Source organism: Raineyella antarctica, assembly GCF_900092135.1.
In the GTDB taxonomy this organism is placed as follows: Bacteria; Actinomycetota; Actinomycetes; order Propionibacteriales; family Propionibacteriaceae; genus Raineyella; species Raineyella antarctica.
The window spans coordinates 104,996-130,216 of record NZ_FMYF01000009.1; the positions used below are offsets into that span (position 1 = coordinate 104,996).

Below are 25,221 nucleotides of genomic sequence, written 5' to 3' on the forward strand. Positions count from 1 at the left end.
GGTCCACTTTAGCCGAGCGCGCCCCAGTCGCCGAGTGCCCCTTGGAGGGCGCCCAGGGCCGCCTCGACCAGCGGCCAGCGCTCGTCCTGCGGGCACCCTGCCTGCACCCAGTGCAGGCAGGCGCCGTCGACGAAGCCGAACCAGCCCCACAGGGCGTACGTGTACCGCGCTCCCTCGGCGGGGCGTAGCAGGGTCCGGAGCTCCTGCTCGTCGATGGCCCGTGCCTCCCGGCGTACGACCAGGGCCTCGGGGGGCTCATTGCCGGACAGGAATGGCGCGGCCCAGGTGAGCGGGTGCGCGGCCGCGTGGCCGAGTTCGATCGCCAGCACCGCCGCGACCCGGTCGCGGGCCGAGGTGTTGGCCGGCAGGGCGGCGACCGCCGCGTGCCGGCGGTCGGCCAGGTCCTCCAGTCGGGCGCGCAGCACCGCAGCGTAGAGGTCGGCCTTCGTCCCGAAGTAGCGGTAGGCCAGTGCCTCGGAGGCCTCCGCCGCGGCGGCGACGGCGGACACCGAGACCCGGGCGTACGGGGCCTCGTCGAAGGCGGCGCCCGCGGCGGCCAGGATCATTGCGCGACGGGTCGCCTCGTCGAGTCGTCGGCGCGGGGCGCGGTCGGTCCGGGGGCTCATCGTTGCACCCTACCAGCTAGTGAGCTAGCCTCAACAATGTACTGAGCCCAACTCACTAAGGACTGCGATGACCCTTCTCGACTCGGCGATCTGGTGGCACGTCTATCCCCTCGGCGCGCTCGACGCCCCGATCCGCAACCGGCAGGACCGGAACGACCAGGGCGTGGTGCACCGCCTCCCGCAGCTGGCCGGGTGGCTGGACCACGCCGTCGGGCTGGGCTGCTCCGGACTGCTCCTCGGTCCGGTGTTCGACTCCACCGCACACGGCTACGACACCCTCGACCACTTCCGGATCGACCCCCGTCTGGGCGACGAGGCCGACTTCGACGCCCTGGTCGGCGCAGCGGTCGGCCGCGGCCTCGCCGTGGTGCTGGACGGGGTCTTCAACCACGTCGGCCGGCACCACCCCTGGGTGCAGCGGGCGCTGGCCGAGGGGCCGCACGGCGAGCACGCCGGGCTGGTCCGGATCGACTGGTCCACCGGCGAGGGCCGTCCGTACGGCTGGGAGGGCGCCGGGGACCTGGTGCCGCTGAACCACGACGACCCGCGGGTCGCCGACCTCGTGGTCGAGGTGATGCTGCACTGGCTGCGCCGCGGTGTCGCCGGCTGGCGCCTGGACGTCGCCTACTCGGTCCCGTCCTGGTTCTGGGGGACGGTGCTGGCCCGGGTCCGCTCCGAGTTCCCCGAGGTGGTGTTCATCGGTGAGGTGATCCACGGCGACTACGCCGCGATCGCGCAGGCCGGGACGCTGAACTCGGTCACCGGCTACGAGCTGTGGAAGGCCTCCTGGAGCGCGCTGGCCGACCGCAACCTCTGGGAGCTGGCGTGGGCTCTGGAGCGCCACGACGCCTTCTCCGCCGCCGTGACCCTGCAGACCTTCGTCGGCAACCACGACGTCGACCGGATCGCCGACACCGTGGGCGATGCCGGTGCCGCGCTGGCCCTGGCGGTGCTGATGACCGTCGCAGGCTCACCGAGCATCTACTACGGCGACGAGCACGCCTTCCGGGGCCGCAAGGGGAGCGGTGCCGGCGCCGACGACCCGCTGCGCCCGGCGCTGCCTGCCACGCCCGCCGACCTCGCGCCGGACGGCTGGTGGATGTACCGGCTGCACCAGGACCTGGTCGCGTTCCGGCGCCGCCACCCGTGGCTGTCTCACGCCCGCACCCGGGTGGTGGGCAAGGACTGCACCTGGCTCACGTACGAGTCCCGTGGTCCGGAGGACCAGGTCGTCCGGGTCGAGCTCGGCCTGGACCCGCACGCCCGGTTCCGGGTCTACGCCGGGGATGACGAGGTCGGCTGGGACGCCCGGGCCGCCGGTCGGCTGGGCACGGTGGTCGGCGCCTAGTGGTGCGGGCGCCTGGTCGAGCGGGTGTCTAGTCGAGCGGGTGCTCCTGGTCGTGCCGGTGCCTCTGGTCGTTCCGCGGCCGGAGCTCCTCGATCGCCTGGCGCACGACCGGGTGGTCCGAGAGCTTCTCGACCAGCACCACGTCGTCCATCCGCGGGGCGGACTGGCGCTGGTAGATGTCGAGGAAGCCGGTCATCGCGGCGGTGAGGAAGGCGGTCGAGCACGGCTCCCAGCCGTGGTCGGCGAGGCGGGTCAGCCATCCCTCGCGCAGCTCGTCCCACTCCTGCTGGCGGGTGTCGAGGCAGTCGGCGGCGAACCCGACCGTGTCGACGATCTGACCATGCCGGACCACGTGAGCAGGCAACTGGATGATCGCCTGGTCGCGGTCCCAGCCGGTGACGCGGCCCGGATCGGTGAACTCGATCTGGGCGCAGAGTTCGCGGATCTCCTCCCGCGGCTCCAACAGGACGTCGGCGAAGAGGGTCGCCCGGGAGCGGGCCGCCAGCACCTGGTCCAGCAGGTCCAGGTCGGTGCTGCCTGCCGGGAAGACGCCGCGCGGCAGGGGGTGGGGCACGAGCTCGGCGCGGTGGTCGAGCAGGTCACCGACGGTCCTGGCGGATTCGCAGAACCTGTGCAATTCGCGGGCCCACAGGTGGGACTCCGCAACCGTTCCGGTCCAGGTGAACTCGATCATCGCGCCCTCCTATGGCCCAGTGTGCCGTGTTGGGCGGTGCGGTGGTACGCGCCTCGACTGGGCCGATACCGGGACGGTGGCAGCATGGCGCCATGCATGGTCCCAACGATGCGCCCCCTGGCCATGGCCGTCCGCGACGATCCGGGGACCACCGAACTGGACCGGTTGCGGGCACCGCACGTCTTCGGCAACCTCAAGGTCCGGCCCGTGCGGGTCAGGCGTTGAGCCATGCCACCCCGGCGAGCGCGACCCGGCTGGCGATCATGCGCCGGTACAGCATCGTCGGGGAATGGTCGGAGTTCCTGGCCGTCTGGCGCCGGATCGTCCCGGTGCGGGAGCGCCGTGGTTTCTGCTGCCTCTTCGCGGTCGCGGACGAGGCGGAGGACATGTTCACCTGGGCGTTCGACTTCGACGGTGACTGGGCGGACGTCGGTCCGGCCCAGCGCGGCTATCACCAGGACCCCGAGCGGGTCGGGTTGCGACGGGTCTTCGACTTCATGGCCGACTACGCCATCCATCCCGCGACGCAGCTGATGTTCGACAGGAGCTGAGGCCGCTGGTCAGCGTTCGGCGTCGGCCAGGTGGTGCTGTACCTCGTGCAGCCAGTACTCGGCCAGCGTGGCGATGGTGAACCGCATCCCGTCGCCGCGCAGTCCCGGGCGGTGCCAGGCATCCTCGTCGAGGGCCTCGAACAGCTCGGCCGCGCGGGCGGTTGCGATCATCTGGTCGGAGGCGACGGTCCGCGGGTCGCGGGCGTTGTAGTCACCCTCGACCGCGGCCTGCTCCCCGTCCCAGGCACGGAACGTCGGGCTGTCCAGCGAGCGCATCTGCTCCACCCGGGTGGTGAAGACCCGGGTGACGTCGAGCACGTGGCAGGCGTACTCCAGGGGTGACCAGACGTCGGGCTCCGGCCGGACGGCGACGTCCGGCCGCGCCAGAACGGCCTGCCAGCGGGGGACCGAGGCGCGCAGCCGCTCCGCCACCGTGGCGTGGGGCTGGCCGGGCGTGAACCCGCAGTCGGGGCAGCTCTCGCCGATGACGAACGTCCAGTCCCTGGTGTCGGGACGGGCCGGTGTGCTGTGAGCGGGCTGGTGTGCGGTATCCACACCATCCATCGTAGGTACCAACGGCGGCCCCGCACAGGGCCGACGTCGGCCACTCGTCCGCTTGGCGCTCGGCCGTCCTGGGCCGTCTCCGGGCAGCGGCTCGGCCGACCCTCAGATGCGCGAACTAAGCTGCCAGCGTCCGCCCGGTCAGCTCCGGGATCCTGCTCACGGGAGCCGCATGTCGATCATCTCGTTCCTCCAGACCATCCCCCCGCTCGCCGTGTACCTGGTGATCGGGCTGCTGGTGGCGATCGAGAGCGTCGGCGTTCCGGTCCCCGGGGAGACGGCGCTGATCACCGGAGCCGTGATGAGCACCCATGCGGCCCTGCACGTCTCGGCGGTCTGGGTCTTCGTCGCGGCGTTCAGCGGAGCGGTGCTCGGCGACTCGTTCGGCTACTCGGTCGGCCGCCGGTACGGTCCGGCGCTGCTCGTACGCCTCGGCCGCCGCTTCCCACGCCATGTCTCCGCCGACCGCGTCGCGTACGCCGAGTACCTGTTCGAGCACTACGGCATGGGCACCGTCTTCGTGGGCCGCTTCATCGCGCTGCTGCGGATGCTGGCCGGGCCGCTTGCCGGCATGCTCCACCTGACCTACCCGCGGTTCCTGCTCGCCAATGCCTCCGGCGCCGCCTGCTGGGCCGGCATCATCACGGTCGGGATCCACCTGCTGGGGACCGCGGCGGAGAGCTGGTTCGCCGGAGGGGCGTGGGTGCTGCTGCTCGTCCTGCTCGTCGTCGGCCTGGTCGGGGGGCGGGTACTGGCGCGCACCTTCGACCACCGCGTCGAGGCGTACGCCCGGGAACGGCTCGCTGCCGGAGAGATCCCGACGGCGGAGTGAGGCGCCGGCCGATCGTCTGACGGGGCCGAACCCGCGGGGTTACCGTGCTGGAAGGGACCCGAGGGCGGGAGTGTGCCATGAGTGACATCGTCGTGTGCTGTACGGATGGGTCGGAGCTGTCGCTGCGGGCGATCGAGGCCGGGCTCGCCCTGGTCGACCGGACCCGGCTGCGTCCCCTGCTGGTCAGCATCGTGCCGGAACCCCCGGTGGCCACCCCGGTCGGGATCGCCGCCGACGCGCTGACCCTCTCGACGGTGCCGATCGAGGGGATGATCCTCGCCCAGGCGGACGCGCTGGACGAGGCCCACCGGGTGGTGGCGGTGGCCGCCGAACGGTTCGGCGTCCCCGAGGAGGACACCCGGGTCGAACTGGGCGAGGTGACCTCGTACGTGACGGCCCTGCTGGAGCAGACCGGGGCCGCCCTGGTCGTGGTCGGTTCGCGGGGACTCGGCGCAGGGGCGAGGTTCGTGCTCGGATCGGTGTCGGATCACCTGGTCCGGCACGCCCCCTGCCCGGTGCTGGTCGGCGGCGACGAGGTCCCCACCACCCCGGACGGCCCGGTCGTGCTGTGCCTGGACGACTCGCAGCGGTCGGTGCACGCCGCCGCCTCGGCGCTAGGGGTCCTCGACCCGTCCCTGCCGGTGGCCGTGGCCACCGTGACCCGTCCGGCGGTCCAGGGCCTGCCCGACGACGGACTGGCCCAACTGCAGGAGAACAAGCGACTGATGGATGCGGACGAGCTGCTGGGCCGGGCCGCCGGCGAGCTCGGCCGGCCGGAGGCCGAGCACATCCTGCTCGATGGGGCGGATCCGGCCGAGGCGCTGCTCGAGCTGGCCGGCTCCCGCCCCGTACGTGTCCTGGTCGTCGGCACACACGGCCGCAACCTGGTCACCCGTGCAGTCCTCGGCTCGGTGGCCGACCAGCTCGTCCGCCGCAGCACCTCACTGGTGTGCGTGGTCCCACCCGCCGAGGACTAGCTGGCCGACAGCCGGCTAGTGCCCCGAGTTCGACGCGATCGATGCCACCAGGTTCACCGTGGAGGCCAGTACCACCGCGCCCAGCAGGTAGCTGAGCAGCGTGTGGCGCAGCACCGTGTGGCGGATGGTCCGGTCGGTGATGTCGGTGTCACTGACCTGGTACGTCATCCCCAGCGTGAAGCTCAGGTAGGCGAAGTCCCGGAAATCGGGATCCTCGCTCTGGTTGAAGTCGACGCCCCCGCCGTTCTCGTAGTACAGCTGCGCGTAGCGGATGGTGAAGACCACGTGGACCAGGAACCAGGACGACGCCACGCAGAGCAGCCCGAGTCCGGTCTCGACGATGGAGGAGGGGCCCGTCTGCGAGCCGGCCGCGAGCAGGACACCGACGCCGACCAGGCTGGCGAGCGCGGCGAACAGCAGGATCACGTCGCCGTACCCGCGGCCCGGGTCCTCCTCGGTCGCATGGGCGCGGGTGGCCGCCCCGTCGAGCCGTCCGATGATCGCCCAGGTCCACAGGCAGTAGACCGCCGCGGTGACGATCCAGCCGGCCACTCCGGCTGCCTCGGCGCGCCAGAGGGCCTGCACGACCACCCCGGCTGCGATGCCCACCAGGGCACTGACGGCCAGCCGGAACAGGACCCGGCGATGGACAGGACGCGTACTCATCTCGATCTCCTCATGTCCGGCGACAGCCTAGGGGCCCTGCCTGGATCGGCACTGAGCGGCAGGTGTGCCACAGCCGACTGCTAGCTTCACGTACGTACCCCGTACCCACGATGCCCCCTGGAGGTAACCCATGGCCGGTGGACTCGCCGCGCTGCTGGACGACGTCGCCCTGATCGCCAAGGCGGCCAGCGCGACCAGCACGAAGGCCGCCGCTGTCGTCGTCGACGATGCCGCCGTGACCCCGCAGTACGTCTCGGGCATCCACCCGTCCCGGGAGCTGCCGATCATCTGGAAGATCGCCCGGGGATCACTGGTCAACAAGGCGATCCTGATCGTCGTGTTGATGGTGCTCGACCACTTCCTTCCCATCGTGCTGACACCGCTGCTGATGCTCGGGGGCCTCTACCTGTCGTTCGAGGGCGCCGAGAAGGTGATGGAGGCCGTCGGTGGCGGCCACAAGAAGGAGGCGCCCCCGGCCGGTGAGGGCAAGCACGCCGGTCGTGAACCGGTGTCCTCGCTCGGCGCCGTCCATGAGAAGAAGATGGTCAAGGGCGCGATCATGACTGACTTCATCCTCTCCGCCGAGATCATGGTGATCTCGCTGACCAGTCTCAACGGCGGCGCCGAGGGCGGGATGGGCCTGGTCTCCAAGGCACTCACCCTCGCGGCAGTGGCGATCCTGATGACCGTGATCGTCTACGGCGCGGTCGGGCTGCTGGTGAAGCTGGACGACATCGGCCTGGCCCTGGAGGAGAAGGAGTCCGCCGGCCAGCGGCGCCTCGGCAGCCTGCTGGTCGCGGCGATGCCCAAGGTGCTGGACGCGCTGTCGGGGATCGGCATGGTCGCGATGCTCTGGGTCGGTGGCCACATCCTGCTCACCGGCACCGACAAGCTCGGCTGGCACGCCCCGTACGGGCTGCTGCACCTGGTCACCGAACCGGTGCACGCGGTGCCGGGCGTCGGCGCCGTACTGGCCTGGCTCCTCGACACCCTCGGCTCGGCGATCGTCGGCCTCGCGGTCGGAGCGGTGCTGGCCGGGATCGTCCACATGCTGCCCCTGAACCGCCATGACGTCCACGAGCCCGACGCCCCGGCGGCGGTGAGCTCAGGCGATAAGTGAGCGGAAGCCGCGCAGCCGCAGGCTGTTGCTGACCACGAACACGCTGGACAGGGCCATCGCGGCACCGGCGAGCATCGGGTTCAGCAGGCCCAGGGCGGCCAGCGGGATCGCGGCGACGTTGTAGGCGAAGGCCCAGAACAGGTTGCCGCGGATCGTGCCCAGGGTGCGCCGGGACAGCCGGATCGCATCGGCCGCCGCGCGCAGGTCGCCGCGGACCAGCGTCAGGTCGGCCGCCTCGATCGCGGCGTCGGTGCCGGTGCCCATGGCCAGTCCCAGGTCGGCCCGGGCGAGGGCGGCGGCATCATTGACCCCGTCGCCGACCATCGCGACGACCCGGCCCTCGGCCTGCAGCTCCTCGACCACGCGGACCTTGTCCTGGGGCAGCACCTCGGCGATCACCCGGTCGATCCCGAGCTGGCCGGCGACCTGCTCGGCGACCGTACGGTTGTCACCGGTCAGCAGCACCGGGGTCAGGCCCAGGGCGACCAGCTGGCGGATGGCCTGCTCGCTGGTCGGGCGGATCTCGTCGGCCACGGACAGCACACCCCGCGCCACCCCGTCCCAGGCGACCAGCACGGCGGTCCGGCCCTGCGCGACGGCCTCCCTCTGGGCCGCGACGACGTCCGCCGGCACCACGATGCCCTGCTCGTCGAGCAGCGGGGCCCGACCGACCAGGACCGTACGCCCCTGCACGGTGCCGCGCACGCCCAAGCCCTCGAGGTTGGCGAAGTCGTCGACCGCGGGCAGCCGGCCGGTCCGGTCCTGGGCGCCGCGGGCGATGGCGCGGGCGATCGGGTGCTCGGAGGCGTTCTCGACCGCTCCCGCGATCCGCAGCACCTCCTCGCTGGTGGTGCCCTCGGTGGCGTATGCCTCCACCAGCGTCATCGTGCCGGTCGTCACGGTGCCGGTCTTGTCCAGCACGATGGTGTCGACCCGGCGGGTGGACTCCAGTACCTCCGGCCCCTTGATCAGGATGCCGAGCTGGGCACCGCGGCCGGTCCCGACGAGCAGGGCGGTCGGCGTGGCCAGCCCGAGCGCGCACGGGCAGGCGATGATCAGGACGGCCACGGCCGCGGTGAAGGCGGCGGTGACCGGGAAGCCCGCACCGATCCAGGTGCCGAGGGTCGCCACCGAGACCGCGATCACGATCGGGACGAAGACTCCGGAGATCCGGTCGGCGAGGCGCTGGATCTGGGCCTTGCCGGCCTGGGCCTCCTCGACCATCCGCGCCATCTGGGCGAGCTGGGTGTCCGAGCCCACCCGGGTGGCGCGCACCACGAGGCGGCCCCCGGCGTTGACGGTGGCGCCGGTGACCGGGTCGCCCTCTCGGACCTCGACCGGCACCGACTCCCCGGTCAGCATCGAGGCGTCGACCGCCGAGCTGCCGGAGGCGACGACGCCGTCGGTGGCGATCTTCTCCCCGGGACGTACGACGAAATCGTCGCCGACGCGCAGGTCCTCCACCGGGATCCGCGTCTCGACCCCGCCGCGGAGCACCCCGACGTCCTTGACGCCGAGCTCCAGCAGGGCGCGCAGGGCCGCACCGGCGTTCCGCTTGGACCGCTTCTCGAAGTAGCGGCCGGCCAGCAGGAACATCACCACACCGGCGGCGACCTCCAGGTAGAGGTTGGAGGCACCGTCGGTCGGCCGGACACTGAACTCGAAGGCGTGCTTCATCCCGGGCATGCCCGCGGTGCCGAGGAACAGTGCGTACAGCGACCAGAGGAAGGCCGCACCGGTGCCGACCGAGACCAGGGTGTCCATCGTGGCGCTGCCGTGGCGCAGGTTGGTCCAGGTCGCCTTGTGGAAGGGCCAGGCGGCCCACACGATCACCGGGGAGGCCAGAGCCAGGGAGAGCCACTGCCAGTTGGTGAACTGCAGTGCCGGAACCATCGCCATCAGGATCACCGGCACCGACAGCACGACGGCACCGACCAGTCGCTGGCGCAGCGCGGTCAACTCGACGTCGCGCCGGTCCGGGAGGTCCTGGTCCGTGTCGGTGCCCGCGGGCCGGGGCAGGGTCGCGGTGTACCCGGCCTCCGCGACGGTCGCCACCAGCAGGGCTGGGTCGTAGCCCTCGGGGACGGTGACGTGGGCCTTCTCGGTGGCGTAGTTGACGGTCGCGGTGACGCCCTCGAGCTTGTTCAGCTTGCGCTCGATCCGGTTGGCGCAGGACGCACACGTCATCCCACCCAGCTCCAGCTCGATGCCGGACAGGTGGCCCAGAGCCGTGGGCACATGGATCGACTCAACCTTCGTTGCGGACAACGTCGTTCCTTTCGGTGGCCTGGAGCGGGGCTTCGGGCGGATCGGGGGATGGGGGTGGGGGGTGGGGGTCAGTGGGCGGGAGCCGGCGTGGAGGTCAGTGGGCGGCGGTCGGCACGGCGGCGGACCAGGCGGCTACGACGTGCTCGGGAACCAGCAGGCCACCAGCCACGTACGCGACCAGGAACACCGCCACCAGCACCAGCCCGTAGAGGGCGAGCCGGGGCGCGGCGCTCATTCCGACCTCGTAGCCTGGTATCCGGCCTCCTCGACGGCGGCGATCACCGCGGCGTCGTCGACCGGGGCGGACGTCGTGACGATGAGCTCGCCGGTCTGGTGGCTGACCTGCACGGAGTCGACGCCGGGGATCTCGGTGACCTCTTCGCGAACCGACATCTCGCAGTGGCCACAGGTCATGCCGGTCACCTGGTACTGGGTCGTCGTCATCGTGGAATCCTTTCCTGGGTACCCGGTGGGGGTATCCGACCCTTTGAGTTATACCCCTTGGGGGTATCTGGATCAAGTTGTTGCAGACAAGTCGGACGGTCGGCCTCCACGGTTCGGCCTCGACACTCGACCAAGGCGTCCGGGCTGGCGTCCGCGCCTTGGGTGCGCCGTATCTGTTGGTCTATCCGTAGAAACGGCGTACCTAAGGGGTCGCCGGGGGCCGGGTACGCCCCGTCGGCCCACCTCTCCACAGATTCGGCGCCCGGGCCTGTCCACAGATTCGGCGCCCAGGGGGCCCGCGAGGCCGGTCCCGGAGTCGCCTCCGGACGTCGCCTCCGGACGTTGTGGGTCGCATAGGTGCCCCATCCGCCCGCGAACTCGCTAGCCTTCCCGGGACGACGGGAGAGCGATGATCAGCGTGGTGGGTGCCGGGGGAGTGGGCGGGCTGCTGGCCGCCCTGCTGGTGACGGCGGGGGAGGACGTCACAGTCGTGCTGCGGCCGGGAAGCGCGGCGCGGGTCGCCGCGGAGGGGCTGCGGATCCGGTCACGTACGTACGGCGACCTGCACGTCCGTCCGCCGGTGGCCACCGAGGTGCCCGAGGGGTCGATCGTCCTGATCACGGTCAAGGAGTACGGTCTGGACGCCGTGCTGCCCGGTATCGCCGCCGCCCGGCCGAGTGAGGTGCTCTGCCTGCTCAACGGGGTCACGCATTCCGACCGGGTCCACGCGGCCCTGCCCGGTCCCCGGGTCGCCTGCGGCTTCGCCTCGGTGCTGTCCGCCCGCGACGAGGCCGGGGTGATCACCGTCACGACCAACGGGATCGCGGTCACCGTCCCCTCCAACGCCGCCTTCTGGCAGGCGCCGCGCGCGCTGGCCGGGGCCGGTGTGTCGGTCGCCGTGCACGGCACCGAGCGGGAGGTGCTGTGGACCAAGTACCGCCGGCTGGCGCCGTTCGCGCTGCTCACCTCCTGGGTGGACGGCGATGTTCCCACGGCCCGTCGCCGCGACTCGGCGCTGGTGGCGCAGCTGCTCACAGAGGTCGCCGCCGTGGCCACCGCCGACGGCCTGCCGACCGACCCGGCGACCCTCGACGGGTTGCTCCCCGGTCCGGGCGCGCTGAGCTCGCTCGCCACCGACCTGCGCCGGGGCACCGAGGGGGAGCTGCGCCAGCTCGGGGATGCCCTGGTGGAGCTGGGGCGTACGTACGGGATCGCGACGCCGGCGCTGGAGCGGGTGGTGCGGGAGATCCGAGAGCGGGTCGGGCGCAGGCCGCTCGGCTGATTCGGAAGTCCTGGATCGCCCGTCATGGGAGCGCCCTCGGTTCTTGATTTCCCGTTGTCTCGCACGGGGGATCAAGAACCGAGGGTCCCTTGCCTCAGCCGGCCACCGCGCTCAGGTGACGGCCCCCACGTGCCAGGGCACGAACTCGTTGTCGCCGTACCCAAGCTCCTCGCTCTTGGTGGGTGTTCCTGAGGCCACGTCGAGGATCCGGTGGTAGATGTCCAGCCCGACCGACTCGATCGAGCGGCCCTGCTCGACGATGGAGCCGCAGTCCAGGTCCATGTCGTCGCCCATTCGCCGGAACAGGTCGCTGGTGGTCGACAGCTTCAGCGTCGGAGCCGGGCGGGTGCCGATGGCCGATCCACGACCGGTGGTGAAGCACACCATTGTGCAGCCCCCGGCGATCAGCCCGGTCACCGATACCGGGTCGTAGCCGGGGGTGTCCATGAAGGAGAAGCCCCGGGCCGAGATCGGCTCCGCGTAGCGATGGACCGCCATGAGCGGCGCGTGTCCGCCCTTGGCGACCGATCCGAGCGACTTCTCCAGGATGGTGGTGATGCCTCCGGCCTTGTTGCCCGGCGACGGGTTGTTGTCCATGGATCCGCCGCCGTCCGCGGCCGTGTACTCCTCCCACCACCCGATGACGTCGAGCAGGTCCCTCGCCACGGCAGGGCTGGCCGCTCGGCGGACCAGCAGGTCCTCGGCGCCGTAGATCTCCGGGGTCTCGGCCAGCACGGTACGACCACCCTGGGCGACGATCAGATCCGAGGCGTGGCCGAGCGCGGGGTTGGCGGTCACCGCGGACCAGGCGTCGGAGCCGCCGCAGTTCAGTCCCACCACCAGCTCGGACACCGGTACCTCGACCCGGGTGACGTCGGTGACCGTGGGAGCCATCTCCCGGACGGCCTCCAGCCCGCGAGCGATGGCGCGCTTGGTGCCGCCCTGCTCCTGCACGGTGAAGGAGACGACCGGGACCTCGGGACGGAAGGTGATGCCCTCGAGGAGGTGCTCCATCTGGTTCATCTGGCAGCCGAGCCCGATCATCACCACCCCACCGATGTTCGGGTGCTGGGCGTAGCCGGCGAGCGTACGCCGCAGCATCGCCAACCCCTGGCCCTGGGCCACGTGCCCGCAGCCCTGGTCGTGGGTCAGGGCCACCACGCCGTCGAGGCCCGGGAACTCGTCCAGCAGCCCGGAGGCCTCCGCCCGCGCCGCGATGGTCCGGCAGACCGTGGCCGAGCAGTTCACCGAGCTGAGCACGGCGATGAAGTTCCGGGTGCCCACTGATCCGTCGCTGCGCCGGATGCCCAGGAACGTACGCCGGTCGGGCAGTTCGAGCGGGCCCAGCGGCTCGCCTGCCGCATCGTCGGCAGAGCTCCCCTCGTGGGCGCTGAAGGCCAGGTTGTGGCTGTGGACGTGGTCGCCCGCCGTGATCGGCGCCGTGGCGACGCCGATCACGTGCGCGTACTTGCGTACGACCGACCCGACGGACACGTCGGCCAGGGCGACCTTGTGGCCCTGCGGGACGTCACCGGTGATGACCAGGATGCGGCCGTCCGGGGTGCTGATCCGTTTGCCGGCCGGGAGGTCACGCAGCGCGATGGCGACCGTGTCGTCGTGGTCGAGGACGTGCAGCGCGGCGGGGGAGTGCCCGGCTGCCGGGCTCAGCGGCTGCCCTGTTGCCGTGTTCATCGGTCCACCCGGGCTCTTCATCGGTCCACCCGGGCGCTGCCGCCCCCGGCCACCTTGACGACCTCGAGGAGCGTCGCCATCGAGGTGTCGCCCGGTGTCGTCATCGCCAGGGCACCGTGGGCGGCACCGTAGTCGACGGCGGTCTGCAGGCCGGCACCGCTGAGCAGGCCGTAGATCAGCCCGGAGGCGAAGGAGTCGCCACCGCCGACCCGGTCGAGGATCTCCAGGTCGTCGCGCTGGGTGGCCTGGACGAGACCGCTGTCCCGGCCCCAGGCGATCGCACCCCAGTCGTTCACCGTCGCCGACCGTACGCCACGCATGGTGGTGGCGATCACGCCGAAGTTCGGGTACTCCGCGGCGACCCGGTCGATCATCGCGGCGAAGTGGTCGACCTGGAGGTCGGTGAGGTCGGAGCTGGTCCCCTCGACCTCGAAGCCGAGCGCGGCGGTGAAGTCCTCCTCGTTGCCGATCATCACGTCGACGTACTGCGCCAGCTCGCGGTTGACCTCCTGGGCCCGGGCCTGTCCGCCGATGGACCTCCACAGGCTGGGGCGGTAGTTGAGGTCGTACGACACGACGGTGTCGTACCGGCGGGCGGCGACCAGGGCCGCCCGGGTCGTCTCGGCGGCCCGCTCCGAGAGCGCCGCGTAGATGCCGCCGGTGTGCAGCCAGCGCACGCCGAGGTCACCGAACAGGTGGTCCCAGTCGACGTCCTCGGGCGCGAGTCGGGAGATCGCGGTGTGCCCGCGGTCGGAGACGCCCACGGCGCCGCGGACCCCGAACCCGCGCTCGGTGAAGTTCAGCCCGTTGCGGACCCGTCGTCCGACGCTGTCGGACTCGACCCAGTGGATCAGGGAGGTGTCCACGCCCCCGGCCATCATCAGTTCCTCGACAAGGTGGCCGACCTCGTTGTCGACCAGGGACGTCACCGTTGCGGTGCGGAGCCCGAACACCTTGCGCAGGCCGCGGATCACGTTGTACTCCCCGCCGCCCTCCCAGGCGGTGAAGGAGCGGGCCGAGCGGATCCGTCCCTCGCCCGGGTCCAAGCGCAGCATCACCTCGCCGAGGGAGACGGCGTCGTAGCGACAGTCCGCTGCGGGGCGGATGGTCAGTTCCTGGTTCATGGTGTCCTCCTCAGACGGTGGCGCAGGCGGCATCGACCGCGCTGCGGGTGAGTTCGGCGATGCCGGCGAAGTCGCCGGCGGCGATGGCTGCGGGCGGCACCATCCACGAGCCGCCGACGGCGGGGACGCAGGCCAGTGCCAGGTAGTCGGCCAGGTTGTCCGGGCCGACCCCGCCGGTCGGGACGAACGCAAGTGTCCCGAACGGGGCCGACAGCGCCTTGATCGCTGCGGGGCCGCCGTACACGCCGGCCGGGAAGAACTTCGCCGTGGTCAGGCCCAGGGAGAGCGCGAGCATGATCTCCGTCGGGGTGGCGGCGCCCGGCAGGATGTCGAGGCCGAGCCTGCGGGCACGGTCGACGATGGCGGCGTCCAGTCCCGGGCTGACGATGAACGTGGCGCCGGCCTCGGCCGCCTGCTCCACCTGCTCTCGCAGCGTACGGACGCCATCATCCTGTGCTCGAGCCGGATGTCCCCGGACGAGCTGGAGCGGGTCCGGACGCTGTGCCCGGTCGTGCTGGTGAACCGTACGCACCCGGCGCTGCCGGCCGTGACCTTCGACTCCCGCGAGGGCGTCCAGGAGGCGGCGTCCCACCTGCGCGCCCTGGGTCACCGGCGCGTGGCGTACGTCGCCGGCCCCGAGCACAGCTTCAGCAACCGGGACCGGGAGTCCGCCCTCGCGGAGGAGTTCGCCGCGCAGGGTCTGGAGGTGGTCCTGGTCGGCCACTACGAGCCGTCCTTCGACGGCGGCCGCCGGGCCGCCGATGACGTGCTGGTCGCCGGCGTCACCGCGGTGATGGTCTACAACGACGTGATGGCGCTGGGCCTGGTCGGACGGTTGCTGGCGTACGGCGTCTCGATCCCGCAGGACCTCAGCGTGATCGGCTGGGACGACATCGAGTTCTCCGAGATGTTCACGCCCGCCCTGACCACTGTCCACATGCCTCGGGAGGAGGCCGGTCGAGCCGCGGTCGAGTTCCTGCTCGCCCGGCTCGCCGGCGCCCAGGCCGAGGCGCCGCGCCTCGACACCCACCTGGTCTTCCGCCGGACCACCGCACGCCCGCCCGCGGCGCCCGCGTCGACGACGGCACCCCTACCGCTGGGCGTCCCGCTCAGCTGACATCCCGGTCCGCGTCGGCCGCGCCGGAGGACGACCACACCCACACGAGTTCCACCATGCCCGCGGCTTCCACCGCGCCCGCGAGTTCCGTCATGCCCGCGAGTTCCGCCAGACCCACGAGTTCCGTCATGCCCACCCGTCCCACCACACCCACGAGTTCCAGAATCGAGATCACCATGGATCGACTCGGCAGAGCCGCCCTGTCAACCCTGGCCGCCCGCGAGGGCGCCACCCTCCCACCCTCGGGATGGTCGAGCCAGGACATCGGCATCGTCCACTTCGGCATCGGGGCCTTCCACCGGGCCCACCAGGCCGTCTTCACCCAGGACGCGTACGCGGCCACCGGTGACGACCGATGGGGGATCTGCGGGGTGACCCAGCGCTCGGACGCGGTGAAACGCCAGCTCGCCCCCCAGGACGGCCTCTACGGCGTGCTGGAGCGGGCCGTCGGGCACACCGGCGTCAAGGTCGTCGGCAGCGTACGCGAGGTGCTCTTCCCCGCCGAGGAGCTGGATGCGGTGCTGGCCAGGATCGCCGCCCCCTCGACCCGGATCGTCACCCTCACCGTGACCGAGAAGGGCTACCGCCGCGACGCCGATGGTCGCCTCGACGTCGCCGACCCGATCGTCGCCGCAGACCTGGCCGGTGGCCGGCCGGCCAGCGCGGTCGGGCGCCTGGTCCGCGGCCTGCAGGCCCGCGCGGAGGGGTGCGACCTGCCGCTCACCGTCGTCTGCTGCGACAACCTGACAGACAACGGGACCGTTCTGCGCCGGCTTGTGCTCGACTTCTGCGACGCCATGCCCCAAGGGGGCGACCTGCGGGACTGGATCGAGTCCCACGTCACCTTCCCGTGCACCATGGTCGACCGGATCGTTCCGGCGACCACCCCCGATGACCGCGAGCTCGGCCGGCAGGTCCTCGGACTGGGCGACGAGGGACTGGTCACCGCTGAGCTGTTCAAGCAGTGGGTGATCGAGGACAGGTTCAGCGGCGAGCGGCCGGCGTGGGAACTCGCCGGCGCGCAGTTCACCCAGGACGTCGCCCCGTACGAGGCGATGAAGCTGCGGATCCTCAACGGCACCCACTCGACCCTGGCCTATCTCGGCGCGCTGCGCGGCCATCGGACGATCGCTGAGTCGGTCACGGACCCTGAGCTGGTGGGGATTGCCCGCGCGCTGATCGCCGACGACGTGATCCCGGTGCTCAAGCGCCCCGACGGGGAGGACCTGGAGGCGTACGGTGCCTCGGTGCTGGAGCGGTTCGCGAACCCTGCCCTCGCACACCGCACGACCCAGATCGCCATGGACGGCACCCAGAAAGTGCCCCTGCGGCTGCTCGGGACCGTCCGCGACAACCTCGCCCTCGGGCGACAGCCCCACGCCGCGCTGCTCGGTGTCGCGGCCTGGATGGCCTACCTCGCGTCCGCTGAGGGTGCCGGCGGTCTGGCCCTCCCGATCGACGACCCGCTCGCGGACCGGCTGGAGTCCGAGGTCCGGGGCTGTTCGGACCCCGCCAGGGTCGTCGACAGGCTGCTCGACGTGCACGAGGTGTTCGGTGACGACCTGCCCGGGAACGACGCGGTGCGCGGCGAGCTCGTCGAGGACGTGGCGCGGTTGCTGCGCTGATCGGGCGGCGCGCTCGGTCCTTGATCGCGCGTCTTGGGGCGCCCTCGGGTCTTGATTGCCCGTCATGGGAGCGCCCTCGGTTCTTGATCACCCGTTGTCTGGCACGGAGGATCAAGAACCGAGGGTCCCTGTCCGGGCCCGACGGATCCGCTGCGCAGCCCCGGGTGGACGTATGGACCCGGACGGGCCAGTCTGGGGCGGTGGACAGTGCAACGGTGAGGATCCGGTACCGCGACAAGGACGGGCAGGTCGGCTGGCACCGCCTCCGGGTCACGGGTGCCCGGGACGACGCGGGCACCTGGTTGATCGTCGCCGAGGAGCCCGGCACGCGGGGCCCCCTGGAACTCGCCCTGGCGGACGTCCTCGGCTGGCAGAGTGCGCTGGAGGTGGCGGCCGCCGCCGATCGACTCTCCTCCGACCGATCTTCCGCGGACGCTCCGGTCCCTGGGGTGTACCGGCACTACAAGGGCAGCTTCTACTGGCTGCTCGAGGTGGCCACGCACTCCGAGACCCGCGAGCTGATGGCCGTCTACCGCTGCCTGTACGGGGACTTCTCGACCTGGGTGCGCCCCTGGGCGATGTTCAACGAGACGGTGCTGGTCGACGGGATCGAGGTGCCCCGGTTCGCGTACGTGGCTCCGCTGTCCTGAGGCGCCCCGGGCTCACAACTCGCTGCCCCGGGCGCTCAGCCGCAACCGGCGAAGCAGCGAACTCTTCTTGTCCTGGTGGCCCTCCATCCGGGTCAGGATCGCGTCCAGGAAGCGGATCGCCGTCGGGATGTGCGGTCCCTTGTTGAGCATCACGCACTCGGCGCGCCCCGACATCGCCGCATCGGTCACCTCGGCCCGGGCCGGCGTGCCCGTCTTGGCCAGGTCCTCGAGCACCTGCGTGGCCCACACGACCGGCACATGCGAGGCCTCGCAGATCCACATGATCTCCTCCTGGATCTCGCCCATCCGTGCGTAGCCGCCCTCGACCGCCAGGTCGCCCCGGGCGATCATCACGCCCAGGTGCGGGGACGCCATGCCGGCCAGCAGGATGTCGGGCAGGTTGCGGAAGCCGGTCATCGTCTCGAGCTTGACGATGACCGGGAAGTCCGGCCGGCCGAGCCGGTCCAGCTCATCGCGCAGGTCCGCCACGTCGGCGGCCGTACGGACGAACGACAGGTCGACGGCGTCCGCGTGCGCCACGACGAACGGCAGCACCGCGCGGTCCTCCTCGGTCAGCGCCGCCAGGTCCAGGTCGGTGTCGGGCAGGTTGATGCCCTTCTCCGCCCCGAGCCAGGCGCCCTGCGCGGCGATCGAGGTGACCTCGATCTCGAGCGCCACGTCGTCGGTGGCGATGATCCGGCCGCCGATCTTCCCATCGTCCAGCCAGACGCGGTCGCCGACGGCGGTGTCCCGGAACGCCTCCGGCAGCGTGCAACCGATGGTCGGCGGTGTCGCCGAAGGATCGGCCGGCGTGAGGTCGGCGACCAGCCTGAGGTGGTCGCCCGGGTGGATCCGCAGCCGCTGCACCGTCGCCGGCAGGTCGGCCACGGTCGTACGGTCGTCGGCCACCTGGAGCGCCAGGCCAGGGACGAAGTAGGCGGTATCGGTGAGCACGCACTCCACCCGGGAACCATGGGTGCCGCGGACCGTCAGGGTCCGGTGCGACCCCCGCGAGTCCACGAATTCGACCACGTCGCCGACGGCACGCCTGGCAAGCCAGGCGCGATCGGTGACCGGCAGGGGGCCGGCTGGGAGCGATTCGGTCCCGGGGGCCGAGTGGCGCGGCTCGCTCGGATCATCCGCCACGCTCGGGGCTGTCGTGTCGCCCGGGGCTGTCGGCTCGCCCGGGGCCCCGGCGACCAGGACGACCTCGGCCGGCACAGTCGTACGCCCCAGCGCGTCGCGTTGCGGCTTGAACTTGACCACCTTCGGTCCCGGTGCGATCGGTCCGGTGCGCAGCTTCGGGCCGGCCAGGTCGACGACGACCACCAGGCGCCGGCCCGTCCGCGCCTCGGCGGCCCGTACGTGCCCGACCATCGCCGCCCAGGCCTGCGGTCCGTCGTGGGCGGAGTTGATCCGGAAGACCGAGGCCCCGGCCCCGGCGAACTCCGCGACGATGCCGGCGTCGGTGGCGCCCTCCGGCGGGAGGGTGACCATGATCCGTGCGGTCCGGTGCGGGGGACGGGGGCCGAACAGGAGCTCGGCATTCGTCTCCAGCTGGGCCGGGCCCTCGTCGAAGCTGACCATCGGCGGGTCGAACCGGGGCTCGGGGAGGCCGGCGAGCGCGTTGGCTGCCCGGCAGACGCCCTGGAGGGTGGCCTCGACGTGGGCCTCGGCGCGGCCGAGGGAGGACAGGCCGTGGTGGGCCAGGTCGGACTGGAGGTCGCGGAGGTCGGAGGACCTCAACGCGAGGTAGTCGAGCAGGTTGTCGGCGCTGGCGACGTTGCGGGGGTGGACCTGCTGGAGCGCGATGGCCTCGTCCGTGCTGGTGCTGACGATGCTGTCGCGCAGGGATTCGAGGCGGTCGGCGAGGTCGGAGATCGACGGGGGAGGAGGCATGGCCCCAGTCTAGGAAGGCACGGCCGCCGCGGTCCGCAGACGGGGACTGTGATGCCTGCCCCATCCGCGGTGGTCGGCCGCGGCCGGCCCTCAGACCTCCTGCTCACCCGCCTCCATCTGCTTGCGGGCCCGGCGGCTCGCCCGGACGCGGTGGTCCGCGCTGTAGGCCGGGGCCGCCATCGGGGAACCCGTCATGACGGCCGAACGCATGCCAGCGACGACCTGGGAGGTGGCGCGGTAGGCCTCCGCGGAGCGGTCGTTGTCGAACGTGATGGAGCGCTCGCGGCGTACGCCCATCTTGGCGCCCTCCTCGACGGCGTCCTGGTTGGTCCCCATGAACAGGAAGACCCAGCTGTACTGGCTCTCCTGCTGGGTGATCAGGTCCTTGATCCCGGCGGCGGTCCACTCGGTGGAGGCGTTCTCGTAGCCGTCGGTCATGATCGGCACGATGACCGAGCCCGGGCGCTGGTCCTCGGGCAGGGCGGCGAGCCGCTCCCCGACAGTGGTGACGGTACGGCCGATGGCGTCGTAGAGGGCGGTGGTGCCGCGCGGCACCAGATCGAGCGGGGGTACCTGGTCCACCGGCAGGTCGCGGAAGACCTCCTGGTACTCGTTGTCGAACTGGGCCAGGGATACCAGGCAGCGGCCGGGGACGCCCCGCTGCTCGGCGATGAAGTCATCGAAACCCTGGGTGACGGCATGGGCCATCGATTGCATCGAGCCCGAGCGGTCCAGGACCGCGGCGATGTAGGTGAGGCTGTTGTCGGTCATGGGGAGCTCCTCGGATCAGTGGGTGGGGGTCCGTCAGGACAGGTCGTCGGGCTTGCGGGTACTGAAGCGCAGCGGACGCGATTTGGAGTTGTTGCTGCGGCTGGCGTCGTAGCGGGCACGGGACAGGGACTCACCGCTCACCCGGCCCTCCTCGACGTAGCCCTCGAGGGGTGCCGAGGCTGCGAGCCGGGGGCCGACCGAGTTGGGGGCGATGCGAGCGGCCGCTGCGACCTGGCGGATCGAGGCGCCGGACAGCGCCACGGCGGCCATCGCTTCGTTGAGTGCGCTGGTCAGGTGTTCGCCGGCCTCGGTGAGTCGCGTGACGTCGTCGAGGGTGGGCTGGTCGGTGTCGATCCGGTCCAGGAGTAGGCGGGCGCTCTCCACCGACCGCGCGAGGGGATTGTCCTGTTTCATGCGACCTCCTTGCCGCCACATCAGGTCTGTCCAGGTGTGCAAGTTCTGCACATGCTCAAGTATTGCACGCTGGGGGTGCGGAAGCCAGAGGTTCGTGAGCCGAATCCGACGCTCCACGCACGCCCTCGGCCACCGGCCCGGAAGGGAACCGCGCAGAACCGTGGATCGGCGCGGCGCAGCGGGGCCGACCGAGAAATGGGGCGTCAGATTCGGCTCATCGCCCACTCTCGGATCCCTCCGGCTTCGGGGCCGGGCCAACCCCCGCCCCCGCGCCCGCGGGCCGCAGTGGGATCCTCGTCCCATGGCACCCCTCACCTTGCCTCTCGACGCCGCCGCTGCCACCCTCGGCTCGGTCGGCGGCAAGGGCCTCAACCTGATCCGCCTCACCCGCGCGGGCTTCCGGGTACCGCCCGGGTTCGTGGTCACCACCGACGCCTACACGGCCCATGTCGGCGCCCATGGCCTGGCCGAGGTGATCGCCCGGGCCACCGCGGGCATTGACCCCGGCGACGCGGCCGCCCTGGAGGCCGCCTCCACCACGATCCGAAGTGCCTTCGGCGCCGGAGCGATGCCGCCCGAGGTCCGCACCGCGATCCTGGCGGCCGCCGCGAGCCGGGGGAGCACCCCGTTGGCCGTGCGCTCCTCGGCGACCGCGGAGGACCTGCCGGACCTCTCCTTCGCCGGCCAGCAGGACACCTACCTGAACGTGATAGGCGCCGAGCAACTGCTCGGGGCGGTCGTCGACTGCTGGTCGAGCCTGTGGACCGCCCGGGCGATCGGCTACCGGCTGCGCAACGCCATCGCCGACTCCGACGTCGCGCTGGCCGTGGTGGTCCAGGAACTCCTCGCGCCGCAGGCCAGTGGCGTGCTGTTCACCGCCGACCCGCTCACCGGCATCCGCTCCCGCACCGTGATCGACGCCGTCCCCGGACTGGGGGAGTCACTGGTCTCCGGCCAGGCCGAGCCCGACCACTGGGAGGTGGCGGCCGACGGCACGATCCTGTCCCGGACCCTGGGTGCGAAGGCCCTCGTCACGGTCCCGGCCCCCGGCGGCGGCACCACCACCGTCACCCCCGAGCAGGCCGCCGCGCGCACGTACGTCCTTACCGACGCCCAGGTCGCCGACCTCGCCGCGCTCGGCCGCCGGATCCAGGACGAGTACGACAACCCCCAGGACATCGAGTGGGCACTGGTCGACGGCGAGCTGCACGTCCTGCAGACCCGCGCCATCACCTCGCTGTTTCCCCTGCCTCCGGGTGGTGCCGAGGCGTTGTGGTTCTCGTTCGGTGCGTTCCAGGGCATGCTGCGACCGATCACCCCGGTCGGCAGGGAGGCCCTGATCCGGCTCGCGTCCGGTGCGGCCGTGGTCTTCCGTGGCCGGCCCTCCGACCCTGAGCAGCAGGGATTCATCGCGGTCGTCGGCGAGAGGCTCTGGGTACGCCTGGACGGACTGCTGCGCCACCCGGTCGGCGCCCGCCTGGTGCCGACCATGCTGGCCATCGGCGAGCCGGGCACGGGCGCGATCATCAGGCGCCTGCGACAGGAGCAGGGTCTGCCCGCCGCTCGGATCTCGCCGCGTACGGTCGGCCCGCGGTCGATGCAACCGGTGCTGAGGTTCGTGGGGCGTGTCCTGGCGGGACTGCCGCTCAGCCTGGTGGCCCCGGCCGTCCGGCGCCGCCGCTTCGACCGCGCGATCGAGTCCATGGTCACCGCCGCCGGGGATGCCCAGCGCGAGGCCACCGCCGAGGCCGATCCGTACGCACGCCTGTCCCGCCGGGTCGATGCTGCGGAGTCCTCGTTGCTGGTCGGGCTGGCGCGGGCGTTCGGTCAATTCGCGCCGGTGATGGGCCCGGCAGGGATGCTGCTGGCCGTCCTGCACCGGATCGGTCGTGCGGCCGGCCCCGAAGCCGACGCGCTGGTGATGGCGACGATGCGCTCGATGCCCGGCAACCCGACCACGGAGATGGACCTGGCCATGTGGCACGTGGCGGACACGATCCGGCACGACCCGCAGGCCGTGGCCCTGTTCGAGGAGGCGGACGCGGCCGAACTCGCCGACCGTTACGCCGCGGGCCGGCTCCCTGAGTCGGTCAGCTCCGCTGTTGCCGACTTCCTGGCCACGTTCGGGATGCGCGGCGTCGCCGAGATCGACATGGGTGCCCCGCGCTGGCGCGACGAGCCGGCCCAGGTGTTCGCGACGTTGCGTTCCTACCTGCAGATGGACCCTGCGGTCTCCCCGGTGGCGGCGTACGCGGCGGGGATCGGCGCGAGCAGGGAAGCTGTCGAAGGCATCATCGCCCTGCTGGCCTCCCACGGCAGCGCGGTGCCCCCGGCGCTGGTCTGGTTCGTCGCGAGCCGGTTGCGGATCCTGCTGGGCGCCCGCGAGGTGCCGAAGTTCGCGCTGGTCCGGGTCCTGGGGCACATCCGGGCCGGGCTGGTGGCCTCCGGCGCGGACCTGGTCGAGCTGGGGGTGATCGAGCGGCCCGATGATGTGATGTTCCTGTCGTTCCGGGAGCTGCGGGAGCTCGCGGCTTCCCGGTCCGAAGCAGCGGGGTCCGAGTCGTCCGGATCCGGGAAGTCCGGATCCGGGAAGTCCGGAACCGAGCCGTCCCGAACCGAGCCGTCAGTACCCGGGACCGACCTGCGCGCCCGGATCGCCGCGCGCCGGGCTGCCGGTGAGCAGGAGGCCCGACGCACCCAGGTGCCGCGGCTGGTCGGCGGCGATGGACACACCTGGTACGAGGGACTGGGCGACGGCGCGGGCGGCATTGTCGGCAGCCCGGTCTCGCCGGGGGTCGCCGAGGGTCGGGTACGGGTGGTGTTCGACCCGGCCACAGCGCGCCTGGAGCCGGGGGAGATCCTGGTCTGCCCGGGCACCGACCCGGCCTGGACCCCGCTGTTCCTCGCCGCGGCCGGGCTGGTGACCGAGGTCGGCGGGATGATGACGCACGGGTCGGTGATCGCCCGCGAGTACGGCATCCCGGCGGTGGTGGGCGTGCACGAGGCGACCACCCGGCTGGTCACCGGGCAACTGATCCGGCTTGACGGCAGCAGCGGCTTGATCGAGGTGCTGGGGTGATGTCTTCCGAATGAGTGGCCGAGGCCGGCGCTGGCACGCCGGTGCCAGGACGGTCACGTACCGCGACGCCCCCCACGTACACCGACGAAATCCCATCGGTGAAGCCGCGCGCCGTCGTCCCCTGGGAGGAACGTCGGCCCCTGCGAGGAACGTCGGCCAACCTGGACGCGGCCACGTGCCCAGCGGCGGGATCAGGGCGAAATGAGGGTCGGATCATCAGAAGCCGCGGTCACCGAGGCGATGCCTCCACGGGCCGGGGTTCCCCGCCGCGGATCCGCCGGTGCAGCAGCTCCATGTCGTCGTCGAGCTTCGCCGAGGTCACGGCCGTGCTGTAGAGGCCGTCGAGCAGTTCGTCGGGCACCGTACGGTCGAACTTGTAGTAGATCTTGTGCTCCAGCGCGGCCCAGAAGTCCATCGCGATCGTACGGAACTGCACCTCGACCGGGACCCGGGCGATCCGGTCGGTCAGGAACACCGGCACCTCCAGGATGACGTGCAGGCTGCGGTAGCCGTTCGGCTTGGGCTGGGCGACGTAGTCCTTCACCTTCAGCACGGTCAGGTCGTCCTGAGAGCACAGTACGTCGCGGACCCGGTAGACGTCGCTCTTGAAGGACGTCACCACCCGGACCCCGGCGATGTCGGTGATCGCCTCGCGCACCCCCTCCACGGTCGGCTCGACCTGGCGGCGCCGGGCCTTGGCGATGATGCTGGCCGGGGACTTGAGCCGGGCCGTGAGGTGCTCGATCGGGTTGTAGTCGAACGAATGGGCGTACTCGCGGCGCAGGATGGTCAGCTTCGTCATCACCTCGTCGATGCCGGCCTGGTAGGTCAGCAGGACCCGGGACAGCTCGCTTCCCTGGGAGACGAGCCGTTCGTACGCGGCGAAACCGTCCTCGTCCGGGTCGTCCGGATCAATGTCGTCGACCATGCCTTCCAGCGTAGGCCGCAGACCCGTCCCGTCCGCCTGTCGGGGCACCTCGACCAGCGGTAGCCTGCCAGCGTCCGGCCCCTCGTTGCCGGGGAGGAGGGCTGCGATGACGTGGATCACGACCAGCGGGGTCACCGTTCCGGAGGACATCGCGCTGTGCGCCGGCCTGGGCGTCGACGCGGTGGGCCTGGTCGTCGACTTCCCGGGCAAGGTGCCGTGGGGCGTACGGCTCGACGAGGCGGAGGTGCTCCTGGCCGGGCTGCCTGCGGGCGTCGAGCGGGTCGTGGTGGTCGGTGACGACCCCGACCTGGTGCTGCGGATCACCCGCCGGCTCGCGCCGGACATCGTGCACCTGCACGCCGTCCCCCTGCCGGCGCCGACCCGGCAGACCGGGTCCCCGGCCCCGTCCTCGGCCGCCTCGTCCCTGCACATGGACCGCCTCGTCAGGATGTTGCACGACCACGACGTCCGGGTGATGGGCACCCTGCGCCTGCGCGCGGCCGACGGCACGGTGGCCACCCCTACGTGATCACCGGGGTGGAGGAGCCCGGCC

The 25,221-nt window shown here is 71.7% G+C and carries 26 protein-coding genes; 11 read left to right on the top strand and 15 right to left on the bottom strand.

What is annotated here, in order from left to right; genetic code table 11:
• Positions 1 to 8: 8 nt before the first annotated feature.
• Entirely contained in the window at positions 9 to 626 is a 618-nt protein-coding gene (locus tag GA0111570_RS13210) for a TetR/AcrR family transcriptional regulator (RefSeq protein ID WP_092612134.1), read from the bottom strand.
• Between the two features lie 67 nt (positions 627 to 693).
• Between GA0111570_RS13210 and GA0111570_RS13215 the strand changes: the two genes are divergently transcribed.
• A complete protein-coding gene (locus GA0111570_RS13215; protein ID WP_092612136.1) occupies positions 694 to 1,974 on the top strand; it encodes an alpha-amylase family glycosyl hydrolase in 1,281 nt (426 codons plus the stop codon).
• Positions 1,975 to 2,002: 28 nt separating this feature from the next.
• Here the strand turns inward: GA0111570_RS13215 and GA0111570_RS13220 are convergent, their stop codons facing one another.
• Entirely contained in the window at positions 2,003 to 2,668 is a 666-nt protein-coding gene (locus GA0111570_RS13220; RefSeq protein WP_092612139.1) for a hypothetical protein, read from the bottom strand.
• Between the two features lie 221 nt (positions 2,669 to 2,889).
• Here GA0111570_RS13220 and GA0111570_RS13225 point away from each other — a divergent pair, with 221 nt between their 5' ends.
• A complete protein-coding gene (locus GA0111570_RS13225; RefSeq protein ID WP_092612142.1) occupies positions 2,890 to 3,219 on the top strand; it encodes a hypothetical protein in 330 nt (109 codons plus the stop codon).
• A 9-nt stretch (positions 3,220 to 3,228) separates the two neighbouring features.
• Here GA0111570_RS13225 and GA0111570_RS13230 read toward each other — a convergent pair whose 3' ends face one another.
• Entirely contained in the window at positions 3,229 to 3,774 is a 546-nt protein-coding gene (locus GA0111570_RS13230; RefSeq protein ID WP_217634169.1) for a DinB family protein, read from the bottom strand.
• A 178-nt stretch (positions 3,775 to 3,952) separates the two neighbouring features.
• On the opposite strand from GA0111570_RS13230, the gene GA0111570_RS13235 reads away from it, so the two are divergent.
• Together GA0111570_RS13235 and GA0111570_RS13240 are read left to right on the top strand one after the other, a co-directional pair.
• Positions 3,953 to 4,612: a DedA family protein gene (locus GA0111570_RS13235; protein WP_175557488.1), complete on the top strand. Its 660-nt coding sequence runs from the start codon at positions 3,953 to 3,955 to the stop codon at positions 4,610 to 4,612.
• A gap of 77 nt (positions 4,613 to 4,689) precedes the next feature.
• Positions 4,690 to 5,589: a universal stress protein gene (locus GA0111570_RS13240; protein ID WP_092612151.1), complete on the top strand. Its 900-nt coding sequence runs from the start codon at positions 4,690 to 4,692 to the stop codon at positions 5,587 to 5,589.
• A gap of 15 nt (positions 5,590 to 5,604) precedes the next feature.
• On the opposite strand, the gene GA0111570_RS13245 is transcribed toward GA0111570_RS13240, so the two are convergent.
• Entirely contained in the window at positions 5,605 to 6,255 is a 651-nt protein-coding gene (locus GA0111570_RS13245) for a DUF1345 domain-containing protein (protein WP_092612154.1), read from the bottom strand.
• Positions 6,256 to 6,385: 130 nt separating this feature from the next.
• Here GA0111570_RS13245 and GA0111570_RS13250 point away from each other — a divergent pair, with 130 nt between their 5' ends.
• Positions 6,386 to 7,375: a DUF808 domain-containing protein gene (locus tag GA0111570_RS13250; protein WP_092612157.1), complete on the top strand. Its 990-nt coding sequence runs from the start codon at positions 6,386 to 6,388 to the stop codon at positions 7,373 to 7,375.
• Here GA0111570_RS13250 and GA0111570_RS13255 read toward each other — a convergent pair.
• From GA0111570_RS13255 to GA0111570_RS13260, 3 genes are all read right to left on the bottom strand, one after another.
• Positions 7,361 to 9,562: a heavy metal translocating P-type ATPase gene (locus GA0111570_RS13255; protein WP_092612252.1), complete on the bottom strand. Its 2,202-nt coding sequence runs from the start codon at positions 9,560 to 9,562 to the stop codon at positions 7,361 to 7,363. The two genes, GA0111570_RS13250 and GA0111570_RS13255, sit on opposite strands and share 15 nt — an antisense overlap.
• 175 nt (positions 9,563 to 9,737) lie before the next feature.
• On the bottom strand, positions 9,738 to 9,878 hold the full coding sequence (locus GA0111570_RS17710) for a hypothetical protein (protein WP_175557489.1): 141 nt from the start codon (positions 9,876 to 9,878) through the stop codon (positions 9,738 to 9,740).
• Positions 9,875 to 10,087 carry a heavy-metal-associated domain-containing protein gene (locus GA0111570_RS13260; RefSeq protein ID WP_092612160.1) on the bottom strand — a complete coding sequence of 71 codons (213 nt, stop codon included), beginning with the start codon at positions 10,085 to 10,087 and terminating at the stop codon, positions 9,875 to 9,877. Before GA0111570_RS13260 ends, GA0111570_RS17710 begins: the two co-directional genes overlap by 4 nt.
• Positions 10,088 to 10,496: 409 nt before the next feature.
• Between GA0111570_RS13260 and GA0111570_RS13265 the strand changes: the two genes are divergently transcribed.
• Positions 10,497 to 11,369: a ketopantoate reductase family protein gene (locus GA0111570_RS13265; protein ID WP_092612163.1), complete on the top strand. Its 873-nt coding sequence runs from the start codon at positions 10,497 to 10,499 to the stop codon at positions 11,367 to 11,369.
• Positions 11,370 to 11,480: 111 nt separating this feature from the next.
• Here the strand turns inward: GA0111570_RS13265 and GA0111570_RS13270 are convergent, their stop codons facing one another.
• Genes GA0111570_RS13270 through GA0111570_RS18120 form a run of 3 tightly spaced genes read right to left on the bottom strand, consistent with a single transcriptional unit; the run spans position 11,481 to position 14,606 of the window.
• Positions 11,481 to 13,061 (bottom strand): UxaA family hydrolase, encoded by a 1,581-nt coding sequence (locus tag GA0111570_RS13270; RefSeq protein ID WP_092612255.1) that lies wholly within the window; start codon positions 13,059 to 13,061, stop codon positions 11,481 to 11,483.
• A gap of 17 nt (positions 13,062 to 13,078) precedes the next feature.
• On the bottom strand, positions 13,079 to 14,185 hold the full coding sequence (locus GA0111570_RS13275; protein ID WP_092612165.1) for a sugar kinase: 1,107 nt from the start codon (positions 14,183 to 14,185) through the stop codon (positions 13,079 to 13,081).
• Positions 14,186 to 14,195: 10 nt separating this feature from the next.
• Entirely contained in the window at positions 14,196 to 14,606 is a 411-nt protein-coding gene (locus tag GA0111570_RS18120) for a beta/alpha barrel domain-containing protein (protein WP_245703206.1), read from the bottom strand.
• Between the two features lie 45 nt (positions 14,607 to 14,651).
• Between GA0111570_RS18120 and GA0111570_RS18125 the strand changes: the two genes are divergently transcribed.
• On the top strand, positions 14,652 to 15,302 hold the full coding sequence (locus GA0111570_RS18125; RefSeq protein WP_245703208.1) for a LacI family DNA-binding transcriptional regulator: 651 nt from the start codon (positions 14,652 to 14,654) through the stop codon (positions 15,300 to 15,302).
• Here the strand turns inward: GA0111570_RS18125 and GA0111570_RS13285 are convergent.
• Positions 15,295 to 15,480, bottom strand: a complete 186-nt coding sequence (locus GA0111570_RS13285; protein ID WP_092612168.1) for a hypothetical protein — start codon at positions 15,478 to 15,480, stop codon at positions 15,295 to 15,297. The genes GA0111570_RS18125 and GA0111570_RS13285 overlap by 8 nt on opposite strands.
• Between GA0111570_RS13285 and GA0111570_RS13290 the strand changes: the two genes are divergently transcribed.
• The gene (locus tag GA0111570_RS13290; protein ID WP_092612171.1) at positions 15,479 to 16,927 is read left to right on the top strand and encodes a mannitol dehydrogenase family protein; all 1,449 of its coding nucleotides are present in this window, start codon (positions 15,479 to 15,481) and stop codon (positions 16,925 to 16,927) included. The two genes, GA0111570_RS13285 and GA0111570_RS13290, sit on opposite strands and share 2 nt — an antisense overlap.
• Positions 16,928 to 17,142: 215 nt before the next feature.
• Entirely contained in the window at positions 17,143 to 17,577 is a 435-nt protein-coding gene (locus GA0111570_RS18130) for a DUF1653 domain-containing protein (RefSeq protein ID WP_245703210.1), read from the top strand.
• Between the two features lie 12 nt (positions 17,578 to 17,589).
• On the opposite strand, the gene GA0111570_RS13300 is transcribed toward GA0111570_RS18130, so the two are convergent.
• The 3 genes from GA0111570_RS13300 to GA0111570_RS17715 form a co-directional block, all read right to left on the bottom strand.
• Positions 17,590 to 19,476, bottom strand: a complete 1,887-nt coding sequence (locus GA0111570_RS13300) for a pyruvate kinase (RefSeq protein WP_092612174.1) — start codon at positions 19,474 to 19,476, stop codon at positions 17,590 to 17,592.
• A gap of 90 nt (positions 19,477 to 19,566) precedes the next feature.
• On the bottom strand, positions 19,567 to 20,247 hold the full coding sequence (locus GA0111570_RS13305) for a vWA domain-containing protein (protein WP_092612177.1): 681 nt from the start codon (positions 20,245 to 20,247) through the stop codon (positions 19,567 to 19,569).
• A 33-nt stretch (positions 20,248 to 20,280) separates the two neighbouring features.
• Positions 20,281 to 20,661, bottom strand: coding sequence for a hypothetical protein (locus GA0111570_RS17715; protein WP_175557491.1), 381 nt, complete (start codon positions 20,659 to 20,661; stop codon positions 20,281 to 20,283).
• Positions 20,662 to 20,962: 301 nt separating this feature from the next.
• On the opposite strand from GA0111570_RS17715, the gene GA0111570_RS13310 reads away from it, so the two are divergent.
• A complete protein-coding gene (locus GA0111570_RS13310; protein ID WP_175557492.1) occupies positions 20,963 to 23,740 on the top strand; it encodes a PEP/pyruvate-binding domain-containing protein in 2,778 nt (925 codons plus the stop codon).
• 229 nt (positions 23,741 to 23,969) lie between these two features.
• On the opposite strand, the gene GA0111570_RS13315 is transcribed toward GA0111570_RS13310, so the two are convergent.
• A complete protein-coding gene (locus tag GA0111570_RS13315) occupies positions 23,970 to 24,668 on the bottom strand; it encodes a GTP pyrophosphokinase (RefSeq protein WP_092612183.1) in 699 nt (232 codons plus the stop codon).
• A gap of 106 nt (positions 24,669 to 24,774) precedes the next feature.
• Here GA0111570_RS13315 and GA0111570_RS13320 point away from each other — a divergent pair, with 106 nt between their 5' ends.
• Positions 24,775 to 25,197, top strand: coding sequence for a beta/alpha barrel domain-containing protein (locus tag GA0111570_RS13320; RefSeq protein ID WP_092612186.1), 423 nt, complete (start codon positions 24,775 to 24,777; stop codon positions 25,195 to 25,197).
• Positions 25,198 to 25,221 lie beyond the last annotated feature (24 nt).

What these genes read in the sequence shown, in the direction of transcription:
- GA0111570_RS13210 (WP_092612134.1), bottom strand. Translation starts at nt 626, where the DNA reads ATGAGCCCCCGGACCGACCGCGCCCCGCGCCGACGACTCGACGAGGCG.
- GA0111570_RS13215 (WP_092612136.1), top strand. Translation starts at nt 694, where the DNA reads ATGACCCTTCTCGACTCGGCGATCTGGTGGCACGTCTATCCCCTCGGC.
- GA0111570_RS13220 (WP_092612139.1), bottom strand. Translation starts at nt 2,668, where the DNA reads ATGATCGAGTTCACCTGGACCGGAACGGTTGCGGAGTCCCACCTGTGG.
- GA0111570_RS13235 (WP_175557488.1), top strand. Translation starts at nt 3,953, where the DNA reads ATGTCGATCATCTCGTTCCTCCAGACCATCCCCCCGCTCGCCGTGTAC.
- GA0111570_RS13240 (WP_092612151.1), top strand. Translation starts at nt 4,690, where the DNA reads ATGAGTGACATCGTCGTGTGCTGTACGGATGGGTCGGAGCTGTCGCTG.
- GA0111570_RS13245 (WP_092612154.1), bottom strand. Translation starts at nt 6,255, where the DNA reads ATGAGTACGCGTCCTGTCCATCGCCGGGTCCTGTTCCGGCTGGCCGTC.
- GA0111570_RS13250 (WP_092612157.1), top strand. Translation starts at nt 6,386, where the DNA reads ATGGCCGGTGGACTCGCCGCGCTGCTGGACGACGTCGCCCTGATCGCC.
- GA0111570_RS13255 (WP_092612252.1), bottom strand. Translation starts at nt 9,562, where the DNA reads ATGACGTGTGCGTCCTGCGCCAACCGGATCGAGCGCAAGCTGAACAAG.
- GA0111570_RS17710 (WP_175557489.1), bottom strand. Translation starts at nt 9,878, where the DNA reads ATGAGCGCCGCGCCCCGGCTCGCCCTCTACGGGCTGGTGCTGGTGGCG.
- GA0111570_RS13260 (WP_092612160.1), bottom strand. Translation starts at nt 10,087, where the DNA reads ATGACGACGACCCAGTACCAGGTGACCGGCATGACCTGTGGCCACTGC.
- GA0111570_RS13265 (WP_092612163.1), top strand. Translation starts at nt 10,497, where the DNA reads ATGATCAGCGTGGTGGGTGCCGGGGGAGTGGGCGGGCTGCTGGCCGCC.
- GA0111570_RS13270 (WP_092612255.1), bottom strand. Translation starts at nt 13,061, where the DNA reads ATGAACACGGCAACAGGGCAGCCGCTGAGCCCGGCAGCCGGGCACTCC.
- GA0111570_RS13275 (WP_092612165.1), bottom strand. Translation starts at nt 14,185, where the DNA reads ATGAACCAGGAACTGACCATCCGCCCCGCAGCGGACTGTCGCTACGAC.
- GA0111570_RS18125 (WP_245703208.1), top strand. Translation starts at nt 14,652, where the DNA reads ATGTCCCCGGACGAGCTGGAGCGGGTCCGGACGCTGTGCCCGGTCGTG.
- GA0111570_RS13290 (WP_092612171.1), top strand. Translation starts at nt 15,479, where the DNA reads ATGGATCGACTCGGCAGAGCCGCCCTGTCAACCCTGGCCGCCCGCGAG.
- GA0111570_RS13285 (WP_092612168.1), bottom strand. Translation starts at nt 15,480, where the DNA reads ATGGTGATCTCGATTCTGGAACTCGTGGGTGTGGTGGGACGGGTGGGC.
- GA0111570_RS13300 (WP_092612174.1), bottom strand. Translation starts at nt 19,476, where the DNA reads ATGCCTCCTCCCCCGTCGATCTCCGACCTCGCCGACCGCCTCGAATCC.
- GA0111570_RS13305 (WP_092612177.1), bottom strand. Translation starts at nt 20,247, where the DNA reads ATGACCGACAACAGCCTCACCTACATCGCCGCGGTCCTGGACCGCTCG.
- GA0111570_RS17715 (WP_175557491.1), bottom strand. Translation starts at nt 20,661, where the DNA reads ATGAAACAGGACAATCCCCTCGCGCGGTCGGTGGAGAGCGCCCGCCTA.
- GA0111570_RS13310 (WP_175557492.1), top strand. Translation starts at nt 20,963, where the DNA reads ATGGCACCCCTCACCTTGCCTCTCGACGCCGCCGCTGCCACCCTCGGC.
- GA0111570_RS13315 (WP_092612183.1), bottom strand. Translation starts at nt 24,668, where the DNA reads ATGGTCGACGACATTGATCCGGACGACCCGGACGAGGACGGTTTCGCC.
- GA0111570_RS13320 (WP_092612186.1), top strand. Translation starts at nt 24,775, where the DNA reads ATGACGTGGATCACGACCAGCGGGGTCACCGTTCCGGAGGACATCGCG.